The 18,683-nt window shown below is 70.4% G+C and carries 20 protein-coding genes; 15 read left to right on the forward strand and 5 right to left on the reverse strand.

Going from position 1 to position 18,683, the window contains the following annotated elements; all coding sequences use genetic code 11:
• Nucleotides 1–222: 222 nt before the first annotated feature.
• Nucleotides 223–1,434: an NADP-dependent malic enzyme gene (locus AB0C28_RS54350; protein WP_358085104.1), complete on the reverse strand. Its 1,212-nt coding sequence runs from the start codon at nucleotides 1,432–1,434 to the stop codon at nucleotides 223–225.
• A 274-nt stretch (nucleotides 1,435–1,708) separates the two neighbouring features.
• Here AB0C28_RS54350 and AB0C28_RS54355 point away from each other — a divergent pair, with 274 nt between their 5' ends.
• The 4 genes from AB0C28_RS54355 to AB0C28_RS54370 all read left to right on the forward strand — a co-directional run bounded on the left by AB0C28_RS54355 (nucleotide 1,709) and on the right by AB0C28_RS54370 (nucleotide 4,690).
• The gene (locus tag AB0C28_RS54355) at nucleotides 1,709–2,569 is read left to right on the forward strand and encodes an ABC transporter substrate-binding protein (protein ID WP_357863278.1); all 861 of its coding nucleotides are present in this window, start codon (nucleotides 1,709–1,711) and stop codon (nucleotides 2,567–2,569) included.
• 3 nt (nucleotides 2,570–2,572) lie between these two features.
• A complete protein-coding gene (locus AB0C28_RS54360; protein WP_357863275.1) occupies nucleotides 2,573–3,400 on the forward strand; it encodes an amino acid ABC transporter permease in 828 nt (275 codons plus the stop codon).
• Nucleotides 3,397–4,140 (forward strand): amino acid ABC transporter ATP-binding protein, encoded by a 744-nt coding sequence (locus tag AB0C28_RS54365; RefSeq protein ID WP_357863272.1) that lies wholly within the window; start codon nucleotides 3,397–3,399, stop codon nucleotides 4,138–4,140. The genes AB0C28_RS54360 and AB0C28_RS54365 overlap by 4 nt, the downstream gene beginning before the upstream one ends.
• Before the next feature lie 118 nt (nucleotides 4,141–4,258).
• Nucleotides 4,259–4,690 (forward strand): CGNR zinc finger domain-containing protein, encoded by a 432-nt coding sequence (locus AB0C28_RS54370; protein ID WP_357863269.1) that lies wholly within the window; start codon nucleotides 4,259–4,261, stop codon nucleotides 4,688–4,690.
• A gap of 53 nt (nucleotides 4,691–4,743) precedes the next feature.
• Here AB0C28_RS54370 and AB0C28_RS54375 read toward each other — a convergent pair whose 3' ends face one another.
• Nucleotides 4,744–5,061 carry a S24 family peptidase gene (locus AB0C28_RS54375; RefSeq protein WP_357863267.1) on the reverse strand — a complete coding sequence of 106 codons (318 nt, stop codon included), beginning with the start codon at nucleotides 5,059–5,061 and terminating at the stop codon, nucleotides 4,744–4,746.
• Nucleotides 5,062–5,150: 89 nt separating this feature from the next.
• Here AB0C28_RS54375 and sodN point away from each other — a divergent pair, with 89 nt between their 5' ends.
• The 3 genes from sodN (at nucleotide 5,151) to AB0C28_RS54390 (ending at nucleotide 6,915) form a co-directional block, all read left to right on the forward strand.
• Nucleotides 5,151–5,552, forward strand: a complete 402-nt coding sequence (gene sodN / locus AB0C28_RS54380) for a superoxide dismutase, Ni (protein WP_106252185.1) — start codon at nucleotides 5,151–5,153, stop codon at nucleotides 5,550–5,552.
• Between the two features lie 128 nt (nucleotides 5,553–5,680).
• Nucleotides 5,681–6,118: an anti-sigma factor gene (locus AB0C28_RS54385; RefSeq protein WP_106252184.1), complete on the forward strand. Its 438-nt coding sequence runs from the start codon at nucleotides 5,681–5,683 to the stop codon at nucleotides 6,116–6,118.
• A 17-nt stretch (nucleotides 6,119–6,135) separates the two neighbouring features.
• The gene (locus AB0C28_RS54390; RefSeq protein WP_346110346.1) at nucleotides 6,136–6,915 is read left to right on the forward strand and encodes an RNA polymerase sigma factor SigF; all 780 of its coding nucleotides are present in this window, start codon (nucleotides 6,136–6,138) and stop codon (nucleotides 6,913–6,915) included.
• Between the two features lie 6 nt (nucleotides 6,916–6,921).
• Here the strand turns inward: AB0C28_RS54390 and AB0C28_RS54395 are convergent, their stop codons facing one another.
• Nucleotides 6,922–7,305 carry a hypothetical protein gene (locus AB0C28_RS54395; RefSeq protein WP_357863262.1) on the reverse strand — a complete coding sequence of 128 codons (384 nt, stop codon included), beginning with the start codon at nucleotides 7,303–7,305 and terminating at the stop codon, nucleotides 6,922–6,924.
• Between the two features lie 89 nt (nucleotides 7,306–7,394).
• Here AB0C28_RS54395 and AB0C28_RS54400 point away from each other — a divergent pair, with 89 nt between their 5' ends.
• Together AB0C28_RS54400 and AB0C28_RS54405 are read left to right on the forward strand one after the other, a co-directional pair.
• Nucleotides 7,395–8,372, forward strand: coding sequence for a diacylglycerol kinase family protein (locus AB0C28_RS54400; RefSeq protein ID WP_346110348.1), 978 nt, complete (start codon nucleotides 7,395–7,397; stop codon nucleotides 8,370–8,372).
• A gap of 269 nt (nucleotides 8,373–8,641) precedes the next feature.
• On the forward strand, nucleotides 8,642–8,896 hold the full coding sequence (locus tag AB0C28_RS54405; RefSeq protein WP_346110349.1) for a WhiB family transcriptional regulator: 255 nt from the start codon (nucleotides 8,642–8,644) through the stop codon (nucleotides 8,894–8,896).
• 185 nt (nucleotides 8,897–9,081) lie between these two features.
• On the opposite strand, the gene AB0C28_RS54410 is transcribed toward AB0C28_RS54405, so the two are convergent.
• Entirely contained in the window at nucleotides 9,082–10,551 is a 1,470-nt protein-coding gene (locus tag AB0C28_RS54410) for a histidine kinase N-terminal domain-containing protein (protein ID WP_346110350.1), read from the reverse strand.
• 487 nt (nucleotides 10,552–11,038) lie between these two features.
• Between AB0C28_RS54410 and AB0C28_RS54415 the strand changes: the two genes are divergently transcribed.
• From AB0C28_RS54415 to AB0C28_RS54440, 6 genes are all read left to right on the forward strand, one after another.
• The gene (locus AB0C28_RS54415; protein WP_346110351.1) at nucleotides 11,039–11,758 is read left to right on the forward strand and encodes a GntR family transcriptional regulator; all 720 of its coding nucleotides are present in this window, start codon (nucleotides 11,039–11,041) and stop codon (nucleotides 11,756–11,758) included.
• Between the two features lie 25 nt (nucleotides 11,759–11,783).
• Entirely contained in the window at nucleotides 11,784–12,503 is a 720-nt protein-coding gene (bioD, locus tag AB0C28_RS54420; RefSeq protein ID WP_358085107.1) for a dethiobiotin synthase, read from the forward strand.
• Nucleotides 12,504–12,640: 137 nt separating this feature from the next.
• Nucleotides 12,641–13,801 (forward strand): sensor histidine kinase, encoded by a 1,161-nt coding sequence (locus AB0C28_RS54425; protein WP_346110353.1) that lies wholly within the window; start codon nucleotides 12,641–12,643, stop codon nucleotides 13,799–13,801.
• Entirely contained in the window at nucleotides 13,792–14,448 is a 657-nt protein-coding gene (locus AB0C28_RS54430; protein ID WP_357863253.1) for a response regulator transcription factor, read from the forward strand. Before AB0C28_RS54425 ends, AB0C28_RS54430 begins: the two co-directional genes overlap by 10 nt.
• Entirely contained in the window at nucleotides 14,445–15,224 is a 780-nt protein-coding gene (locus tag AB0C28_RS54435; RefSeq protein WP_357863250.1) for a DUF4097 family beta strand repeat-containing protein, read from the forward strand. The genes AB0C28_RS54430 and AB0C28_RS54435 overlap by 4 nt, the downstream gene beginning before the upstream one ends.
• Nucleotides 15,225–15,340: 116 nt before the next feature.
• Entirely contained in the window at nucleotides 15,341–16,987 is a 1,647-nt protein-coding gene (locus AB0C28_RS54440; RefSeq protein WP_358085109.1) for an acetolactate synthase, read from the forward strand.
• A gap of 5 nt (nucleotides 16,988–16,992) precedes the next feature.
• Here AB0C28_RS54440 and AB0C28_RS54445 read toward each other — a convergent pair whose 3' ends face one another.
• A complete protein-coding gene (locus tag AB0C28_RS54445; protein WP_358085113.1) occupies nucleotides 16,993–18,621 on the reverse strand; it encodes a protein kinase in 1,629 nt (542 codons plus the stop codon).
• Nucleotides 18,622–18,683 lie beyond the last annotated feature (62 nt).

An 18,683-nucleotide genomic window follows, 5' to 3' on the forward strand; every position in this document is an offset into this window, starting at 1 on the left:
AATTATTTCTCCTTTTTTTATTTTTTTTTTTTCCCTCTAAAAAACCCACCCCCCCACCCCCCCCCCCGCCCGCCCCCCGCGGCGCCCCCGGGGCCCCCCCCCCCGCGCCCCTGGACGGAGACGTGACCTACCCACGGCCGGATCGGGTATTCCGAATGCCCCTTCGAGCTGCAGAAAAGAACGAGCGGGGGCCGAAAGGCCCCCGCTCGCCGTGGTACGGGATCAGACGCGCGCGACGCCGTCGGCCACGGCCTGGGCGGACACGGCGGCGATCACGGCGGGCGCCACGCGCTCGTCGAACGGGCTCGGGATGATGTACGTCGGCGAGACGTCGTCGCCCACCACGCCGGCCAGCGCGGTGGCCGCGGCCACCTTCATGTTCTCGGTGATCGTGCTGGCCCGCACGTCGAGGGCGCCGCGGAAGACGCCGGGGAAGGCCAGCACGTTGTTGATCTGGTTGGGGAAGTCGGAGCGGCCGGTGGCGACGACGGCGGCGTGCTTGGCGGCCACCTCGGGGTGCACCTCGGGGGTGGGGTTGGACAGCGCGAACACGATGGAGTCCGGCGCCATGGAGGCGATGGCGTCCTCGGACACGGTGGAGCCGGACAGCCCGAGGAACAGGTCGGCGCCGGCCAGGGCCTCCTCGGTGGAGCCGGTGTGTCCCGCCCGATTGGTGTCGCGGGCCAGCGCCTGCTTGACCGGGTTGAGGCCCTCTCTGCCGTCGTAGATCATGCCCTTGGAGTCGGCCACGGCGATGTCGCCGATGCCCGCCTCCAGCAGGATGCGGGTGACGGCGACGCCCGACGCGCCGGCGCCGGCCACGACGGCGCGCAGGTCGCCGAGCGAGCGGCCGGTCACGCGGGCCGCGTTCTGCAGCGCGGCCAGCGCCACGATGGCGGTGCCGTGCTGGTCGTCGTGGAAGACCGGGATGTCGAGCAGGCCGCGCAGCCGCTCCTCGACCTCGAAGCAGCGGGGCGCGCTGATGTCTTCGAGGTTGATGCCGCCGAACGAGGGCGCGAGCCGGACCACGGTCTCGACCAACGCGTCGACGTCGGTGCAGTCGAGGCAGATGGGGACGGCGTCGACGTTCGCGAACTCCTTGAACAGCAGCGCCTTGCCCTCCATCACGGGCATGGCGGCCGCGGGACCGATGTCGCCGAGGCCGAGCACGGCGGTGCCGTCGGAGACGACGGCGACCACCCTGGAGGCCCAGGTGTAGTCGTTGACCAGGGCGGGAGTCTCGGCGATGGCGGAGCAGACCCGGGCGACGCCGGGCGTGTAGGCGAGGGACAGGTCGTCGGCGTCGCGGACCTGGACCGTGGAGCGGATCTCGATCTTGCCTCCGCGGTGCAGCGCGAAGGCCGGGTCCTGATCGAGTGTGTCGACGGAAACAGCAGAAGCGGGCGTGGCAGCCACAGCGACCCCTGGAGTCATTGGTAGCGGGAAGTAAACCTTCGGCCGACGTGCGCGAGCGGGCTGGCTTCTGTAGCTGCCAGGAACCCCTCGCCGAGCGTCTCGTGAGGGGGTTCGGGGGTCACCCGTCTCCCCATAGTGCCACATGGTGAGATGGTGTCGGGATCGGTGCGGTGTCGGGCCTGACGCCGTTCTGTTGACGCATCGTTAAACGCCCGATGACGGACCGCAGCAAAAGCCATTTAAACTGCACAAAACGCAAGTTTCGTGGCATTTCACTTCGAGGAGGCCGTACATGGCCCTCAGTCCCCAGGGCCGCCGGGGTTACGCCGTCGGCGCGCTCGCCCTGACGGCTGCTCTCGCCCTGACCGCGTGCGGCAGCGAGTCCAGCTCCGGCTCCGGCACCACCAGTGCCAGCGCCTCCGCCGCCGGCGGCAGCGGCGCCACGCTGGTACAGCCCGGCAAGCTCACGGTCTGCACGAACATCCCGTACGAGCCGTTCCAGTTCAAGGACGCCGACGGCAAGATCGTCGGGTTCGACGTGGACATCGTCGATCTGGCCGCCAAGAAGCTCGGCGTCGAGCAGAACATCGTCGACATCGACTTCGCCGTGATCAAGAGCGGCGCGGCGATGGCGGCCGGCAAGTGCGACGTCGCCGCGGCCGGCATGACCATCACTCCCGACCGGCAGAAGAACATCGACTTCTCCGCTCCCTACTTCGACGCCACGCAGGCCCTGCTGGCCAAGAAGGGCACGGGCGCGACGTCGCTCGCGGACGTGAAGGCCAAGGGGCTCAAGCTCGGCGCCCAGGCCAGCACGACCGGCCTCGACTACGTCAAGAAGAACGGGTTCGACCCCACCGAGTACGCCGACTCCTCCAAGGAGCTGCTGGCCCTCCAGGCCGGCCAGGCCGACGTGATCGTGCAGGACCTGCCCGTGGTGCTCACCTGGCTGAAGAAGCCCGAGGTCGCCGCCAAGTTCGAGCTCATCGGCAGCCTCGACACCGGCGAGCAGTACGGCATCGGCCTGAAGAAGGGCGCCGACCCCGTCCTGCTGAAGACGATCAACGACGAGATCGCCAAGGCCAAGGCGGACGGCACCTACGAGAAGATCTACGTGAAGTGGTTCGGCAAGAAGCCCGGCGAGCTGAGCTGATCCATGGCCGACCAGCCGAAGACGGCTGAGCCTGGCCGCGCCAGGCTCAGCCCCCGGAAGAAGCAGCAGGTGCGCCGCGGCGTCCAGTACATCGTGCTGGTCCTCGCGCTCGTCGCCGTCGCCTTGTACGCCGACTGGGGCAGCCTCGCCCAGAACTTCGCCAAGATCGACGTGGCGAAGGAGGCACTGCCCGACCTGTTCACCGTCGCGCTGCGCAACACGATCATCTACACGGTGGGCGGGTTCCTCTTCGCGTTCGTGTTCGGGCTGCTGCTGGCCCTCATGCGGCTCTCGCAGGTCCTGCCGTACCGGTGGATCGCGATCGTCTACATCGAGATCTTCCGCGGCCTGCCCGCGCTGCTGATCTTCCTGATGATCACGTTCCTGCCGCTGGCGCTGCCGGGCTTCCAGGTGCCCGGCGGCACGTACGGACAGGGCATACTCGGGCTCGGGCTGGTCGGCGCCGCCTATCAGGCGGAGGTCTTCCGCGCGGGCCTGCAAGCGGTGCCCAAGGGGCAGACGGAGGCCGCCAGGTCCCTGGGCATGTCCGCCACCAGGGCCCAGGTCACCGTGGTGATCCCGCAGGCGATCCGCATGGTCATCCCGCCGACCACCAACCAGTTCGTGTCGCTGCTGAAGGACTCGTCGCTGGTGCTGTTCCTCGGGGTGTCCGGCGAGTACGTCGAGCTGGCCAAGTTCGGCAACGACCTGGCCTCCCAGTACGCCAACGCCACGCCCATCATGGTCGCCGGCATCACGTACCTGATCGTCACCATCCCGCTGGGTTATCTCGCCTCCCGGCTGGAGGGGCGAAAGGGGAGGACGCGATGACACACGCCATCGAGCTGCGCGACCTGCACAAGTACTTCGGCAGGAACGAAGTGCTCAAGGGCATCGACATGACCGTCGAGCCCGGCCAGGTGGTCTGCGTCATCGGCCCCTCGGGGTCGGGCAAGTCCACCCTGCTGCGCTGCGTGAACCTGCTGGAGGAGCCGACCAGGGGCAAGGTGTTCGTCGAGGGCGTCGAGGTCACCGACCCCGACGTGGACATCGACGCCGTACGCCGCCGCATCGGCATGGTCTTCCAGCAGTTCAACCTGTTCCCGCACATGACGGCGCTGGAGAACGTCATGATCGCCCAGCGGCGGGTGCTGAAGCGCGGCAAGAAGGAGGCCGAGGTCGTCGCCAGGGAGAACCTGGACAAGGTCGGCGTCGGCGCCAAGTGCGACGCCCTGCCCGGCCAGCTCTCGGGCGGCCAGCAGCAGCGCGTGGCCATCGCCAGGGCGCTGGCCATGAACCCCGACCTCATGCTCTTCGACGAGCCCACCTCGGCGCTCGACCCCGAACTGGTCGGCGACGTGCTCACCGTCATGCGCAAGCTGGCGGAGGAGGGGATGACCATGCTGGTGGTCACCCACGAGATGGGCTTCGCGCGGGAGGTGGCCGACCGGGTGGTGTTCATGGACGGCGGAGTGATCGTCGAGGACGGCGTGCCCGCCCAGGTGATCGGCGATCCGCAGCAGGAGCGCACCCGCGCCTTCCTGCACCGCGTCCTGCACCCCGAGGGCTGAGCACCGCGGCCGGGGCGCCCGCGTCGAACGCGGGCGCCCCGGCCACCGCTCACCGGCATGCCGGAGCCCCGGCCGCCTGTTTCGCCGGGCCTGCCCGCCTCTGCTGTAATGGATCGGGATGGACCTCACCTCTTACGCCGAGTGGGCGGTCCGGCTGGCCAACGATCCCGAGCCGCCGCCCGAGCTCAGGCGGCTGCGTGACGAGCTGGCCGGCGTGTTCGACGCGGCCGGCGACGACCGGGCCGTGGCCGGGCTGCTCAACGCCCTGCTCGTGCGCTATCCCGTACGCCCCCAGCTCTCCGACCACGATGGCCCCTGGCACCTGCACCTGGCCGACGACCCGGCCGCGACCGCCGTGATGGGCCTGGCCGCGGTCGTCGCCGAGCTGGGCGTGGACCGGCTGGGCCGCTGCCGGGAGCCGCACTGCGGCCTGGCCTTCCTCGACACCTCCTCCAACCGTTCCCGCCGCTACTGCTCGGCCCGCTGCTCCAGCCGCGCGAACGTGGCCGCCTTCCGCGCCCGCCGCAGGAACGACGCCCCAGCCCCCTGAACGGCCCCTCAGCGCCGCTCCCCCGCGGTCTCCACGCGGACTCCACAGCCTGCTCAGCCCCGTTTCACGCCCCGTTTCCCGCCCCGTCGCCGCCACGGCCAGTAACGCAGCACCACGCGGCCCACGATGTCCTCCACAGGGCCGAAGTCCCAGCTGTCCCTGCGCCCGCCGGCCCGCTGGTTGTCGCTCTCCAGCCACCACCCGTCCGCCCCGTGCCACTGGGCCCGTTTTACGATGAGCCGATCGGGATCGCCGGGCAGCCGGGCCACCACGAGGTCGCCAGGACGCACTGCGGCGCCCCTCCGTACGAGCAGCCAGTCGCCCGGCACCAGCGCCGGCCGCATCGAGTCGCCCTCGACACGCACTCTCATCGGCCGCTACCCCCTAGTCCGCAGGTGTTGAGACACGAGTAAGGTCGGTTGTGGACCAAGCTGATTCAGCATCCAGGAAGGATTTTCTGATGCTCGCACGACTGCTACGACCCAAGCATGTCGCTTCCGCCCACTGCGACCTGCCCTGCGGCGTCTACGACCCCGCTCAGGCCCGCATCGAGGCCGAGTCGGTCAAGGCGATCATGGAGAAGTACGCAGGCAACGAGGACCCGGTCTTCCGCGCCCGCGCCATCACCATCAAGGAAGAGCGCGCCGAGCTCGTCAAGCACCACCTGTGGGTGCTGTGGACCGACTACTTCAAGCCGCCGCACCTGGAGCAGTACCCGCAGCTGCACCAGCTCTTCTGGGACGCCACGAAGCTGGCCGGCGCGGCGGGTGCCAAGGGCACCGTCGACGTGGCCAAGGCCGAGGACCTGCTGGGCAAGATCGACGAGATCTCGAAGATCTTCTGGGAGACCAAGGCCGCCTAAAACGGCACAAAAGGCTCTGCGTGGCGGCAGGCCGCGCAGAGCCTTTTCCGTTGATGGCGAGTCTGAATAGTCCAAGCACCGCTCAGGGGCGGTAAGTTGCAGTCAGCGTCGGATTCGCGAGGAGGAACGTGACCGAGGAAACCGAGACGCGCGCAGAAGGCGTGGCCGGCATCCGTGACGTGGTGAGCATCAGGCTCCCCGCGGCGAGTGCCTACCTGTCTGTGCTGCGTACGGCTACCGCCGGACTGGCGGCGCGGCTTGACTTCACCCTGGACGAGATCGAGGACCTGCGGATCGCGGTCGACGAGGCCTGCGCGATGCTGCTCAGCGAGGCGGTGCCCGGCACCGACCTGACCGCGGAGTTCGAGCTCACCGGGCAGGAGATGCAGGTCAGGGTCGAGGTTGCCACCGTCGGCAGCTCCGCGCCCAAGCGTGACGACTTCGCCTGGATGGTGCTGACCGCCCTGGCCGACGACGTGGACGCCGTGACCGACTCTCCTGATCGCATGGCGATCGTCCTGCGCAAGCGCCGAGGCGCGGCCCACAGTGCGGCGGGGCCGGCGTGACGGAAAGGACTGGAGCCATGGCCACGAGCGAACACGCCGTGCCCGACAGGGTGCGCGCCCGCATGCTCTTCGCCGAGCTGGCCGAGCTGGGCCCCGAGGAGCCGCGCCGCCAGCGCATCAGGGACGAGCTGGTCGAGCTTCACCTTCCCCTGGTCGAATACCTGGCTCGCCGCTTCCGCAACAGGGGCGAGTGGCTCGACGACCTCACCCAGGTCGCGACCATCGGTCTGATCAAGTCGATCGACCGGTTCGACCTCAACCGCGGTGTGGAGTTCTCCACCTACGCCACGCCCACCATCGTCGGTGAGATCAAGCGGCACTTCCGCGACAAGGGCTGGGCGGTGCGCGTGCCGCGCCGGCTGCAGGAGCTCAAGCTCTCGCTGACCAAGGCGATCAGCGACCTGTCGCAGCGTGAGGGCCGCGCGCCGACCGTGTCCGAGCTGGCCACCTACCTGAAGATGACCGAGGAGGAGGTGCTCGAAGGGCTCGAGTCGGCCAACGCCTACTCCACGGTCTCCCTCGACGCGCCCGACTCAGGTGACGACGACGCCCCCGCGGTGTCCGACTCCCTCGGCATCGTGGACGAGTCGCTCGAAGGCGTCGAATATCGCGAGTCGCTCAAACCGCTGCTCGAACGGCTGCCGCCGCGGGAGAAGCGCATCCTGCTGCTGCGTTTCTTCGGCAACATGACGCAGTCGCAGATCGCCACCGAGCTGGGCATCTCCCAGATGCACGTCTCGCGGCTGCTCGCCCGCACCCTGGCCCAGCTGCGCGAAGGCCTGACCGCCGACGACTGACCGCGACTAACCGTCGCCGTAGAGAGCATGGGTGGTGGGGGGCGCCAGCAGCGTCGCGAGTCCCGCCAGTGCCACCACGATCAGCGGGATGCCGAGCTGCGGCAGGTCCGACGTGATGAGCGTCCCGCCGACGGGGAGCATGAAGATCTGGGTCACCACGGCCGGCGACCTCCCCCACCGCTCCATCTGAAACAGCCCGCCCCACGCCACCCAGAGCAGACCGGCGCCGACGAGCAGCCCGAACACCGCCTCCGCCACGGCGGAGGTCATGTCGTCGGGTGTCCCGGTCAGGGTCTCCACCGCGACGAAGACGCCGAGCCCGAGCGCGACCAGGCCCTCCACGGCGACTACCGCGGCGGCGATGAGAAGGGTAAGCGGGCGACCGTTCACGGTCCGTACCCTACCCTCCGGGCCGGTTGCCCCGAGAAACGGGACGTTCGGCCGATAAGCCGGACAACCTCACCGGCTACGCTGGCGATATGCGCGCCATGCTGCTGGTCAACCCCAAGGCCACCACCACGAACGCCCGTACCCGGGACGTGCTGATCCGCGCGCTCGGCGCGGCGGTGCAGCTCGCCGTCGAGGAGACCCGCTACCGCGGCCACGCCGCGGCGCTGGCCGCGACCGCCCGGGCCAAGGGCTACGACGTCGTCGCCGTGCTCGGCGGCGACGGGACGATCAACGAGACCGTCAACGGCCTGCTGAACCCCGTGAACGGCGACGCGACCCCGCTCAAGAACGAGTACACCGACGACCCGAGCGCGGGCCGGCCGGCGCTCGTGGTCATCCCCGGCGGCAGCGCGAACGTCTTCGCCCGCGCGCTCGGCCTGCCGAACGACCCGACGGAGTCCACCGGAGTCGTGCTGGAGGCGCTCAGGGAGGGCCGGCGCAGGACGGTGGGTTTGGGGCAGGCACTCTGGGAGGGCCAGTCCCGATATTTCACCTTCTGTTCGGGGATGGGATACGACGCAGAGGTTGTACGGGCCGTGGAGGGCCTGCGGGGCACCGGCCGTAAGGCTACCCCCACACGGTATGTGAACACGGCCCTGAGGCACTATCTGGCCACGGACAAGCGGCATCCCGCGATGACGGTGACCGGTCCCGGCATCCCGGCGGCCAGAGGCGTCTTCATGGCGATCATCTCCAACACCTCACCGTGGACGTACGTGGGCAGCAAGCCCGTCCGCCCGACCCCCTGGGCCAGTTTCGAGACGGGGCTCGACCTCCTGGGGTTGCGCCGGATGGGCCCGATGACGCTCGCCGGAGTCATTCGTCATATCCTTACGGAGAGTGACATTCTTCCGTCCGGCCGGAACCTCGTGCAGCTCCACGACGAGGCCGAGTTCACGCTCACCGCGCAACGCCCGGTGGCCTTTCAACTGGACGGCGACTACCTGGGCGAACGCGAATCAGTAACTTTCCGGTCTACCCCGAACGCGTTACAAGTGCTGGTCTAGCTGGTTACATTCGGTCATTGTGTGACGCATCCGACATCCATAACCGCCAAAACTTCCCGTCAACCCCCTTGCGTGCACTCTCCGTGGCTGAAAAGCTCAGGGATGTCGGAAGGTAGGACCTTTAACACCCCAAGGTTCTGACCTGACCGTCAGCGGGCAAGCCCGGTCCACACACGGAGCCGGGTAATTGTTCGCGCAAGTTAGTGAAACTCTTCACAAAGTAGCCGCACGGAGCCGACCAGAGGCTCCATCTACTAAGGAGTGGACGCATGGACTGGCGCCACCGAGCTGCCTGCCGTGACGTGGACCCCGAGTTGTTCTTCCCGATCGGCAACACCGGCCCCGCACTCATGCAGATCGAAGAGGCCAAGCAGGTCTGTCGTTCCTGCCCGGCCGTCGAATCGTGCCTGAAGTGGGCGCTGGAGTCCGGCCAGGACGCCGGTGTCTGGGGCGGTCTGAGCGAGGACGAGCGCCGCGCGCTCAAGCGCCGCTCCGCGCGCACCCGCGCCCGCCTCACGGCCTGACCCAGCCGCACGACCCAGCCGCACGACCCAACCGCACAACCCGCACGACCCAGCCGAACGACCCGGCCACGAGCCGGCACGGCCCGCCTCGGCGTGGGCCGGATCCCCGATCCACCGACCGACCGCCGACCTGTAGCGGCCGGCCCTCTCCCCCGATGTACGGCGGCCCCGCGCGTGCGGCGCCGTCAGCCGGACGGGAGCGGGATCGACAGCACGACCTCCGTGCCGCCTTCCAGGCGCGGCTCAATGGTGAGCCGCCCGGACAGCTCTCCCTCCACCAGCGTGCGCACGATCTGCAGCCCCAGACTGGTCGAACTGTCGAGGTCGAAGCCGCTGGGCAGGCCGAGCCCGTCGTCCCAGACGGTCACGGTGAGCCGCTCAGCCGTGGGTTCCGCCACCACCTCCAGCCGTTTGGGCCGCCCATGCTGCAACGCGTTCTGCAACAGCTCGGTCAGCGCCATCGCCAGCGGCGTGGCGATGAGCGAGGGCAGCACGCCGAACACCCCCACCCGCCGGGGCGTGACGGCCACCTCGGGCGACGACACCTCACCGGCCATGGCGAACACACGGTCGGCGATCTCGTCGAAGTCCACGAACTCCTCGGGCGCGTGAGACAGGGTCTCGTGCACGATGGCGATCGAGCCCACCCGGCGGACCGCCTCCTCGAGCGCCTCGCGGCCCTCGGGCACCTGCAGCCGCCTGGCCTGCAGCCTGAGCAGGGCGGCGACGGTCTGCAGGTTGTTCTTGACCCGGTGGTGGATCTCGCGGATCGTGGCGTCCTTCGTCATCAGCTCGCGCTCGCGCCTGCGCAGCTCGGTCACGTCCCTGATGAGCACCAGCGCGCCGATCCGGCCGCCGCCGACGATCAGCGGGATGGCTCTGAGCTGCACGATCGTGCCGCCGGACTCGACCTCGGTCTCCTTGGCCGCGCGGCCGCTGGCCACGATCATGAGGTCTTCGTTGATCGGCTCGTCCGAATAGCACAGCGCGGCGGTGACCCGGCCCAGCTCTGCGCCGACCAGGTCGGCGTGCAGGCCGAGCCGCCGGTACGCCGACAGCGCGTTGGGGGAGGCGTACGTCACCCGGCCGGCCCGGTCGAGCCTGAGCAGCCCGTCGCCGACGCGGGGCGAGCGCACCAGGATCGGCTCCTCGCCGGAGAACGGGAAGCGCCCCTCGGCCACCATCTGCGCCAGGTCGGAGGCGCTCTGCAGGTAGGTCAGCTCCAGCCTGGACGGCGTGCGGGCCGAGGACAGGTTGGTGGAGCGCTGGATGACCGCGAGGAAGCGGGCCTCGCCGCCCTCGACCGCCCGGCGCACGGGGATCGTCTCCTCCCTGACGGGGACGCCGGTGGACCAGTCGGGATCGCCCTCACGGCAGATGCGCCGCTCGTTCCAGGCCGTGTCGATGAGGTGGCGCTCGCCCTTGGCGGCCACGCTGCCGACGATGTCGTCGTGGTAGACGGTGGGGCCGGTCGTAGGGCGCATCTGGGCGATCGCGATCCAGCCGTTCTCGCCCAGCAGCGGCGCCCACAGGACGAGGTCGGCGAAGGACAGGTCGGCCAGCAGCTGCCAGTCGGAGACCAGCGAGTGCAACCAGTCGAGATCCGCCTCGTCGAGCGCGGTGTGGCGGGCTACGAGGTCGCTGAGAGTCGGCACGACTGCATCATGCGTGCTTTTCCCCGCAACAACCAAACCGGCCCGCGCATGACCCCCTCTGACCTGCGCCGACGGAATCGTACGGCGCCGCACAACGGCTCACTCGCATGTTGAGCGCTGATACGGCACTGTCCCACCTAGCTGGACTTTTCCCGAAATCTCATACTGTGAGAACCATCACACCGCCGATGCCGTCCCGCATCCGGGACGTGACTCTGAGCGGCGAGCCGGAGGTGATCCACACGGTCAGGTGGCCGAGCCGCGACACGACGGGCGAACCCGCCTCGGTTGCGATCGCGCAGGCTGCTGTGGATATCCTTCACCATCAACCTGAGCTGCCCGGATCCGCGCGTGCCCGCACCCGTACGCGCACGGCGCCGGTCGGCTGTGCAAGCCCGCGGTTGACCACTCGGGCCAAAGTGAGTTCCGATGATCTCGCGGTGATCAGACACGCCCTCACCGCCGTGGCAGAAGTGAAGGTGAGAGCGTGAGCGACGACAGCCCCCGCGTACCGAAGTACTACGACGTGAAACGGGCCCTGCTCGAACTCACCAAGACCCTCCCTCCCGGCACGGCGCTGCCGCCGGAGCGCACGCTCGCCGTCCGGTTCGAGACCTCGCGCACCACGGTGCGGCAGGCGCTGACCGAGCTCGTGGTCGAGGGGCGGCTGCTGCGCATCCAGGGCAAGGGAACCTTCGTGGCGCAGCCCAAGGTCGCGCAGGTGCTGCAGCTGACGTCGTACATCGGGGATCTGCGCACGGCCGGCCTGGAGCCGGACACGAAGATACTGGAGATCGGCTACCTCACCGCGGACGAGGCGCTGGCGCGCCGGCTGGCCATCAACCCCGGCGGGCGCGTGCTGCGCATCCACCGGCTCAGGCTCGCCAACGGCGAGCCCGTCTCGATCGACACGACCCACTTGTCCGCGCGCCGCTTCCCCCGGCTGCGGCGCGAGCTGGAGGTGCACGCGTCCCTGTACGAGACGCTGCACAACGCCTACAACGTACGGCTGACGGACGCCGAGGAGATCATCGAGACCGTCCTGGCCACCCCCTACGACGCCAAGGCGCTGGGTGTGGACGTGGGCCTGCCGATGCTGCTGCTCACCCGCCACGCCTTCGACGCCGACGGCAACCCCGTCGAATGGGCCCAGTCGCTCTACCGCGGCGACCGCTACAAGTTCGTCACCCGCCTTCGCCGTCCCTGACCGATCATGCTCCTACGCTGGGAACATGAGCATCATCGTGGTCACGGGCACCGGCACGGGCGTGGGCAAGACCGTGGTCGCGGCCGCGCTGGCCGCTCTGACGCGGGCCCGCGGGTCAGCGGCGGCCGTGGTCAAACCCGCCCAGACCGGAGCGGCGGCCGGCGTACCCGGTGACGTGGACGAGGTGATCCGGCTCTCCGGGATCAGCACCACGTTCGAGCTCGGCCGCTTTCCCTGCGCGCTCCCGCCCGCGGCGGCGGCCCGCGTCGCGGGGACCCCGCCGGTGTCGCTCGACGGGGCCGCCGAGCTGGTGCGCGAGCTGGCCGACAGCAACCGCCTGGTGGTCGTCGAGGGCACCGGCGGGCTGCTGGAGCGCTACGACGACGACGGCGCCACCGTGGCCGACCTGGCCCGTACGCTGCGGGCGCAGGTGCTGGTCGTGGTGCGCGTGGGCGGCGACACCGTGGGCCACACCGCGCTCACCCTGGAGGCGCTCGCGCACCGGGGGCTCGACCTGGCCGGAATCGTCATCGGGAGCTGGCCCGGCACGCCGGGGACGGCCGAGCGCAGCAGCGTGGCCGACCTGGAGATGCTGGCCGCGCGTCCGCTGGCGGGGGCACTGCGGGAGGGGGCCGGCGGGCTGGGTGACCGGCAGGCGTTCACCGAGGCGGCCCGCGAGGGGCTGGGCGCCACGCTCGGCGGCGCGTTCGACCCGGCGGAGTTCAGGGCGCGTTACAGCCTTTGACGCCCCAGGCCCACCGACCCACCGACCCACCGACCCACCGACCCACCGACCCACGACGATGGTGGGGCTAACCCCACCATGGACCAGCACACCAGGCCCATTTCCCGTCCGCGCCCCCGGTCAATACCGTTGACGACATGAAAGTCCCCCGCCCGTGGTCGGCGCGGGCGTGGCTCGACACGGCCCACGTGATGATCGGCTTGCCGGTCGGCGTGCTGCTCGGCGGGCTGACGCTCATCCTGGCCCCGGTCCCGCCCGTGCTGAAGCGGGCCGTGCCGGTGTTCACCGGCGTGCAGCGCTCCAGGTTCGACGCCTTCCAGCGCGCGCACATCCCGCCCGTGCGCTCCCCCGGGAGCTGGCGCAGCCCGGCCACGTGGCGGCAGATCGGCTACCACCTGCTGTCGCCGTTCGTGAGCCTGGCGGGGGCGTTCCTGGTGGCGGTGGTGTGGGGCGGCGCGATCGTGGGGCTCCTGGCGTTCCTGCCGGCGAAGGTGCAGCGGCCGCCGCTGGAGTTCCTCTTCGACCTCAGGGACAACCGGGTCGTGGTCGTCTTCATGCTGATCGGGGCCGCCCTGCTGCTGCTCGCCCCGGTGCTGGCGCGCGGCATGGCGGCGTTGGACCTGTCGGTCGCCCGTACGCTGCTCGGCCCGAGCCGGTCCGAGCTGGGGCAGCGGATCGAGACGCTGACCGAGAGCCGGGCCGGCGTCATCGACGCGGCCGACGCCGAGCGGCGCAGGATCGAGCGCGACCTGCACGACGGCGCCCAGCAGCGGCTGGTCTCCCTGGCCATGAACCTGGGCCTGGCCAGGGCCACCCTGACCGACCTGCCCGAGCCGGCCCGCGAGGCCATCGAGCAGGCCCACGAGGAGGCCAAGCAGGCGCTCAAGGAGCTGCGCGACTTCGTCCGCGGCCTGCATCCCGCCGTGCTCAACGACCAGGGCCTGGACGCGGCGCTGTCCGGCGTCGCCGCCCGCGCCCCCTTCCCCGTCAAGCTCCGCGTCGACATCGAGCGGCGGACCACTCCGACGATCGAGGCGGTGGCGTTCTTCACCGTGTCGGAGGCACTGACCAACATCGCCAAGCACGCGGCGGCCACGCGGGCCGAGGTGAGCGTGCGGCGCGAGCGTGACCGGCTGCACGTGCTCGTCTACGACGACGGGTGCGGCGGGGCCAGAATGGAGGGCGGCACCGGGCTGCGCGGCCTGGCCCAGCGGATCGACTCCGTCGACGGGTCGCTGCGCCTGTCCAGCCCGCTGGGCGGACCGACGACGATCGAGGTGGACTTGCCGTGCGAGTAGTGCTGGCCGAGGATTCCGTGCTGCTGCGCGAGGGCCTGATCCGGCTCCTCGACGCCGCCGGCATGGAGGTGGTCTCGGCCGTGGACGATGCCGAGGGGCTGCTGAGAGCGGCCGAGGAGCACCGGCCCGAGCTGGTCGTCACCGACGTCAGGATGCCGCCCACACACACCGACGAGGGCCTGCGGGCCGCGCTCGTGCTGCGCCGCCAGCAGCCGAAGCTGGCCGTCCTGGTGCTCTCTCAATACGTCGAGGAGCGCTACGCGGCCCAGTTGCTCGCCTCGGCCGCGACCGGCGGCGTGGGCTACCTGCTCAAGGACCGGGTGGCCGACGTGGCCGACTTCATCGACGCGCTGCGCAGGGTCGCCTCGGGCGGCACCGCGCTCGATCCAGAGGTCGTGGCCCAGCTCCTGCTGCGCGGCAACAGCGACCCGCTCGAACGCCTGACGCCGAGGGAGCATGAGGTGCTCAAGCTGATGGCCGAGGGCCGCTCCAACGCCGGCATCGGGCAGGCCCTGGTGCTCAGCGAGGGCGCCGTGGGCAAGCACATCGGCAACATCTTCACCAAGCTCGACCTTCCGCCCGCCGAGGGCGATCACCGGCGTGTCCTGGCGGTGCTGCAGTTCCTCAAGATCAGGAGCCTGCCGTGAGAGCCGCGTGGCTGGCCGGCGGCGCCGTGGCGACCGTGATCGCGCTGATGATCTCCACGATCGGCATCTGGGACGGGTTCGCCAGAGCCAGGATGCCGACCGACTTCACCAGCAGGTCCATCCCGTTCGAGGACGGCCAGGTGCACATCAGGACCGGCCGGGGCCAGGTCAACCTGGACGTCGTGGCGGGCCAGGCGGGCGAGCTGCGGATCGATCGGGAGCTGCACTGGTCGCGCGAACGGCCGACGGTCACGGAAGACTGGGACGCTGAGACGGCCACGCTGCGGCTCGACGCCGCCTGCCCCGGCTCCGACCAGCCGGACGGCCCGCTGTGCCTGGCCAACTACCGGCTGTCGGTGCCGCCGGAGACCGACCTGGAGGCCCGTACGGTCGGCGGCCTGCTCTCGGTCGACGAGCTGTTCTCCGACATCCGCGTGACCTCGGTGTCCGGCGACGTCCGCCTCACCGCCATCTCCGGCGACGTCTGGGCCAGGACCGGCACGGGCGACGTCGACGGCGCCGGACTGTCGGGCAACACCGCCGACGTGGAGGTCGGCTCTGGCGACGTGAAGCTGCTGTTCACCGCCGTGCCGTCGAGCGTCAAGGCCGTGGTGCGGACGAGCGGCGACGTCGCCCTCGACGTGCCGGGGGGCGTCTACGACGTGAAGGCGACCGGCGTCAACACCACGGTCGGCGTCAGGCGGAGCGCCACCTCCTCGAAGAAGATCGTCGCCGGCACGACCGACGGCATGGTGAGCGTCTGCTGCCGGCGATGATCCCCGCGGTGATCCCAGCGGTGATCCCAGCGGTGATCCCCGCGATGATCCCCGCGATGATCTACGCGTCGCCGAAGGTCTGTTTACTCTTGTGACTCATTGGTAAGTTCCCCGGCATGGAGTCTGCGAAGCACGCCGGTGACGCCGCCGTCGCCGTGTCCAAGGCCTATGGCGTCGAGACCATGTTCACCCTGTCGGGAGGGCACGTCTTCCCCCTCTACGACGGCGCGGTGCACGAGGAGATGCGCATCCTCGACGTACGCCACGAGCAGAGCGCGGTGTTCGCCGCCGAGGCGACGGCCCGGCTGACCAGGAGACCCGGTCTGGCCGTGCTGACCGCCGGCCCCGGCATCACCAACGGCGTCAGCGGTGTCGCGACCGCCCACTTCAACGGCTCGCCCGTGGTCGTGCTCGGCGGCCGGGCGCCGCAGTCCCGCTGGGGCAGCGGCGCGCTGCAGGAGATGGACCACCCGCCGCTGCTCGGCCCGATCACCAAGCTGGCGTTCACGGCGTCCGACGCCGAGTCCGTCGGCCAGGAGGTCGAGGTGGCCTTCCGCACGGCGACCGCGCCGCACCGGGGCCCGGTCTTCCTCGACGTCTACATGGACCACCTGTTCTCGCCGTCGCCGCTCCACGAGGTGCGCACGCAGAGCCCCTCGCCGCTCGAACCCGACCCCGACTCCCTGGCGAGCATCGCGCGCCTGCTGGCCGAGGCCGAGCGGCCGGTGCTCGTCTACGGCTCCGACGTGTGGATGGACCGCGCCGAGGAGGCCGCCCGCGACTTCGCCGAGACCTGGCGGCTGCCGGTCATCCCCAACGGCCAGGGCCGCGGCATCCTGCCCTCAGGGCACGAGCTGCTCGTCACCAGGGCCCGCGGCCTGGCCTTCGCCCAGGCCGACCTGGTCATCGTGGTCGGCACGCCGCTCGACTTCCGGCTCGGCTACGGCTGGTTCGGCGGCAAGGAGGGCGCGCCGCTGGCCAGGGTGGTGCACATCGCCGACGCGCCCTCGCAGCTGACCACCCACATGCAGCCGGCCGCCTCCGCCGCCGGCGACCTGTCGGTGGTCTTCTGGAGCCTCGGAACGGCCTGCGGCGAGGCCGGGGTCAAGCCCGACGCGTACGCCTCGTGGGTGTCGAAGCTGTCCGAGAGCGCCGCCGCGGCCATCGCCGGCGACGCCGAGCTGCTCGCGGCCGACACCGACCCGATCCACCCCATGCGGATCTACGGCGAGCTGGGCAAGGTCCTGGCCGACGACGCCGTGGTGATCGGCGACGGCGGCGACTTCGTCTCCTACGCCGGCAAGTACGTCGAGCCGAAGCAGCCGGGCAACTGGCTCGACCCGGGCCCCTACGGCTGCCTCGGCACCGGCCTCGGCTACTCCATCGCCGCCCGCCTGGCCAGGCCGTCCTCGCAGGTGGTGCTGCTGCTCGGCGACGGCGCGGCCGGCTTCTCGCTGATGGACGTCGACACCCTCGTCCGCCACCGGCTCCCCGTCGTGATGATCTGCGGCAACAACGGCATGTGGGGCCTGGAGAAGCACCCCATGCAGATGCTGTACGGCTACGACGTCGCGGCCGAGCTGCAGCCGCAGTGCCGTTACGACCAGGTCGTGACGGCCCTCGGCGGCGGGGGTGAGCTGGTCACCAAGCCGTCGGAGATCGGCCCCGCCCTGCGCCGGGCGTTCGACTCTGGCCTGCCGTACATGGTGAACATCGCCACCGACCCGCAGGTCGCCTACCCCCGCAACACGACGGGGGTCTGAGCGCGCTACTTCGCGGTGGGCGTCTTCGTCGGCGTCGGGGTGGAGGTCTCCGGCGGCTCGTCCTCGGGGCAGGCGCTGTCGACGAGGAGGATCACGACCGTCTTGCCCTCCTCCAGCTTCACTCCGGCGTTCGGCGTGGTCTTCTGGATCCTGCCGCAACGCCGGCCGTCGACGGTGGTGGTGCGGTCGTCGGTCTTCGACTGGAAGCCCGCCGCCTCGATCATGCTCTGCGCCTCCAGGAAGCGCCTGCCGACCACGTCCGGCACCAGGATCGTCTTGACCGTCGTCGTGGGAGTGGGCGACTTGGAGGGGGACGGGCTGGTCGTCGGCGACTTGGTGGCCGTCTTCGTCGGCGTCCTGGTCGGCCTGTCGAGCGTCGGCGTTCGCGTCGGCACCCTGGTCGGCTTGTCGGGCGTCGGCGTGGGCTCGGGATCCTTGGTGGGGGTCCTGCTGGGCTTGGGCGACCTGGTGCTGGGCTTCGGGTTGGCGATGTCGATGGTGCTGACGGTCGGCTCGGGCAGCCCCATGTTGGTGATGCCGGTCAGGGCCACGGCGGTGGCGCCGGCGCCGAGCACGACTGCCGCGGTGATGCCCGCGATCAGCCCGGTCCTGCGTGAGCCCTTGACCGCCGCGCGCCTGCTTCCCCCGCGCCGCTGGCTCAGGGTGGTGTCCTCGTGGGCCATCCTGACGCCGGTCTGGTAGGCCGGGTCCCCCTGCTGCTGCTGGTGGTGCTGCTGCTGCTGATAGCCGTCGCGGGGCTGCGCCATGGTGGCGCCGGTGGCCGGCGGGGCGGCCGGCAGGTCGGGGACGGCGGGCATCTGCCCGTTGGCGATGGCACGGGCGGCTTCGCTCATCGCTCTGGCGCTCGGGTAACGCCTGGTCGGATCCTTCGACAGAGCGATCTCCACCAGGTTGCGCACCTGCGGAGGGATGTCCTGCGGCAGCGGCGGCGGAGCCTCGCGGATGTGCTTCAGCGCGATCGTGACCGCACTTTCGCCGTCGAACGGGCGCTGACCCACCAGGCACTCGTACGCGACCACGCCGAGCGCGTAGATGTCGACGGCGGGCGTCACGGGCGCGCCCTCGGCCTGCTCGGGAGCGCAGTAGGCGGCGGTGCCGAGCACCATGCCGGCGTCCGTGAGCCGGTTGGCGACGTCGGAGCGCGCGATGCCGAAGTCGGTGAGCACGAGCGTGCCGTCGCGCTGCACGAGCAGGTTGCCCGGCTTGACGTCGCGGTGCACGATGCCCTGGTCGTGGACGGCCTGGAGCGCCGAGGCGGCCTGCGCGATCAGCTCCATGGCCGGTTGCGGCGGGATGCGGCCCAGCCGGCCGAGCAGCCGGTCGAGCGGCTCCCCGTCGACGAACTTCATCACCAGGTAGACGGTGTCGCCGCTGACGCCGTAGTCGTAGACGTCGACCACGCCGGAGTGGTTGATCGTGGCCATCGCCCGCGCCTCCCCCTGGAAGCGAGCGACGAACCCGGGGTCCTCCATACGGCCTGGGAGCAGCACTTTGACGGCGACGGTGCGGGCGAGCACGATGTCCTCGCCTCGCCACACCTCGCCCATGCCACCGGCGCCGATGCGGGTATCCAGTCGATACCGCCCCGCCAGCGTCGTCCCTTGGGCCACCATGATTCCCCCGCTACCCCCCTACGTCCGAAACCTCTCCCACCCCGCCGTTCTCAACAAAGCGA

Origin of the sequence: Nonomuraea sp. NPDC048892, from assembly GCF_040649735.1 — a bacterium.
GTDB classification, from domain to species: Bacteria; Actinomycetota; Actinomycetes; order Streptosporangiales; family Streptosporangiaceae; genus Nonomuraea; species Nonomuraea maheshkhaliensis.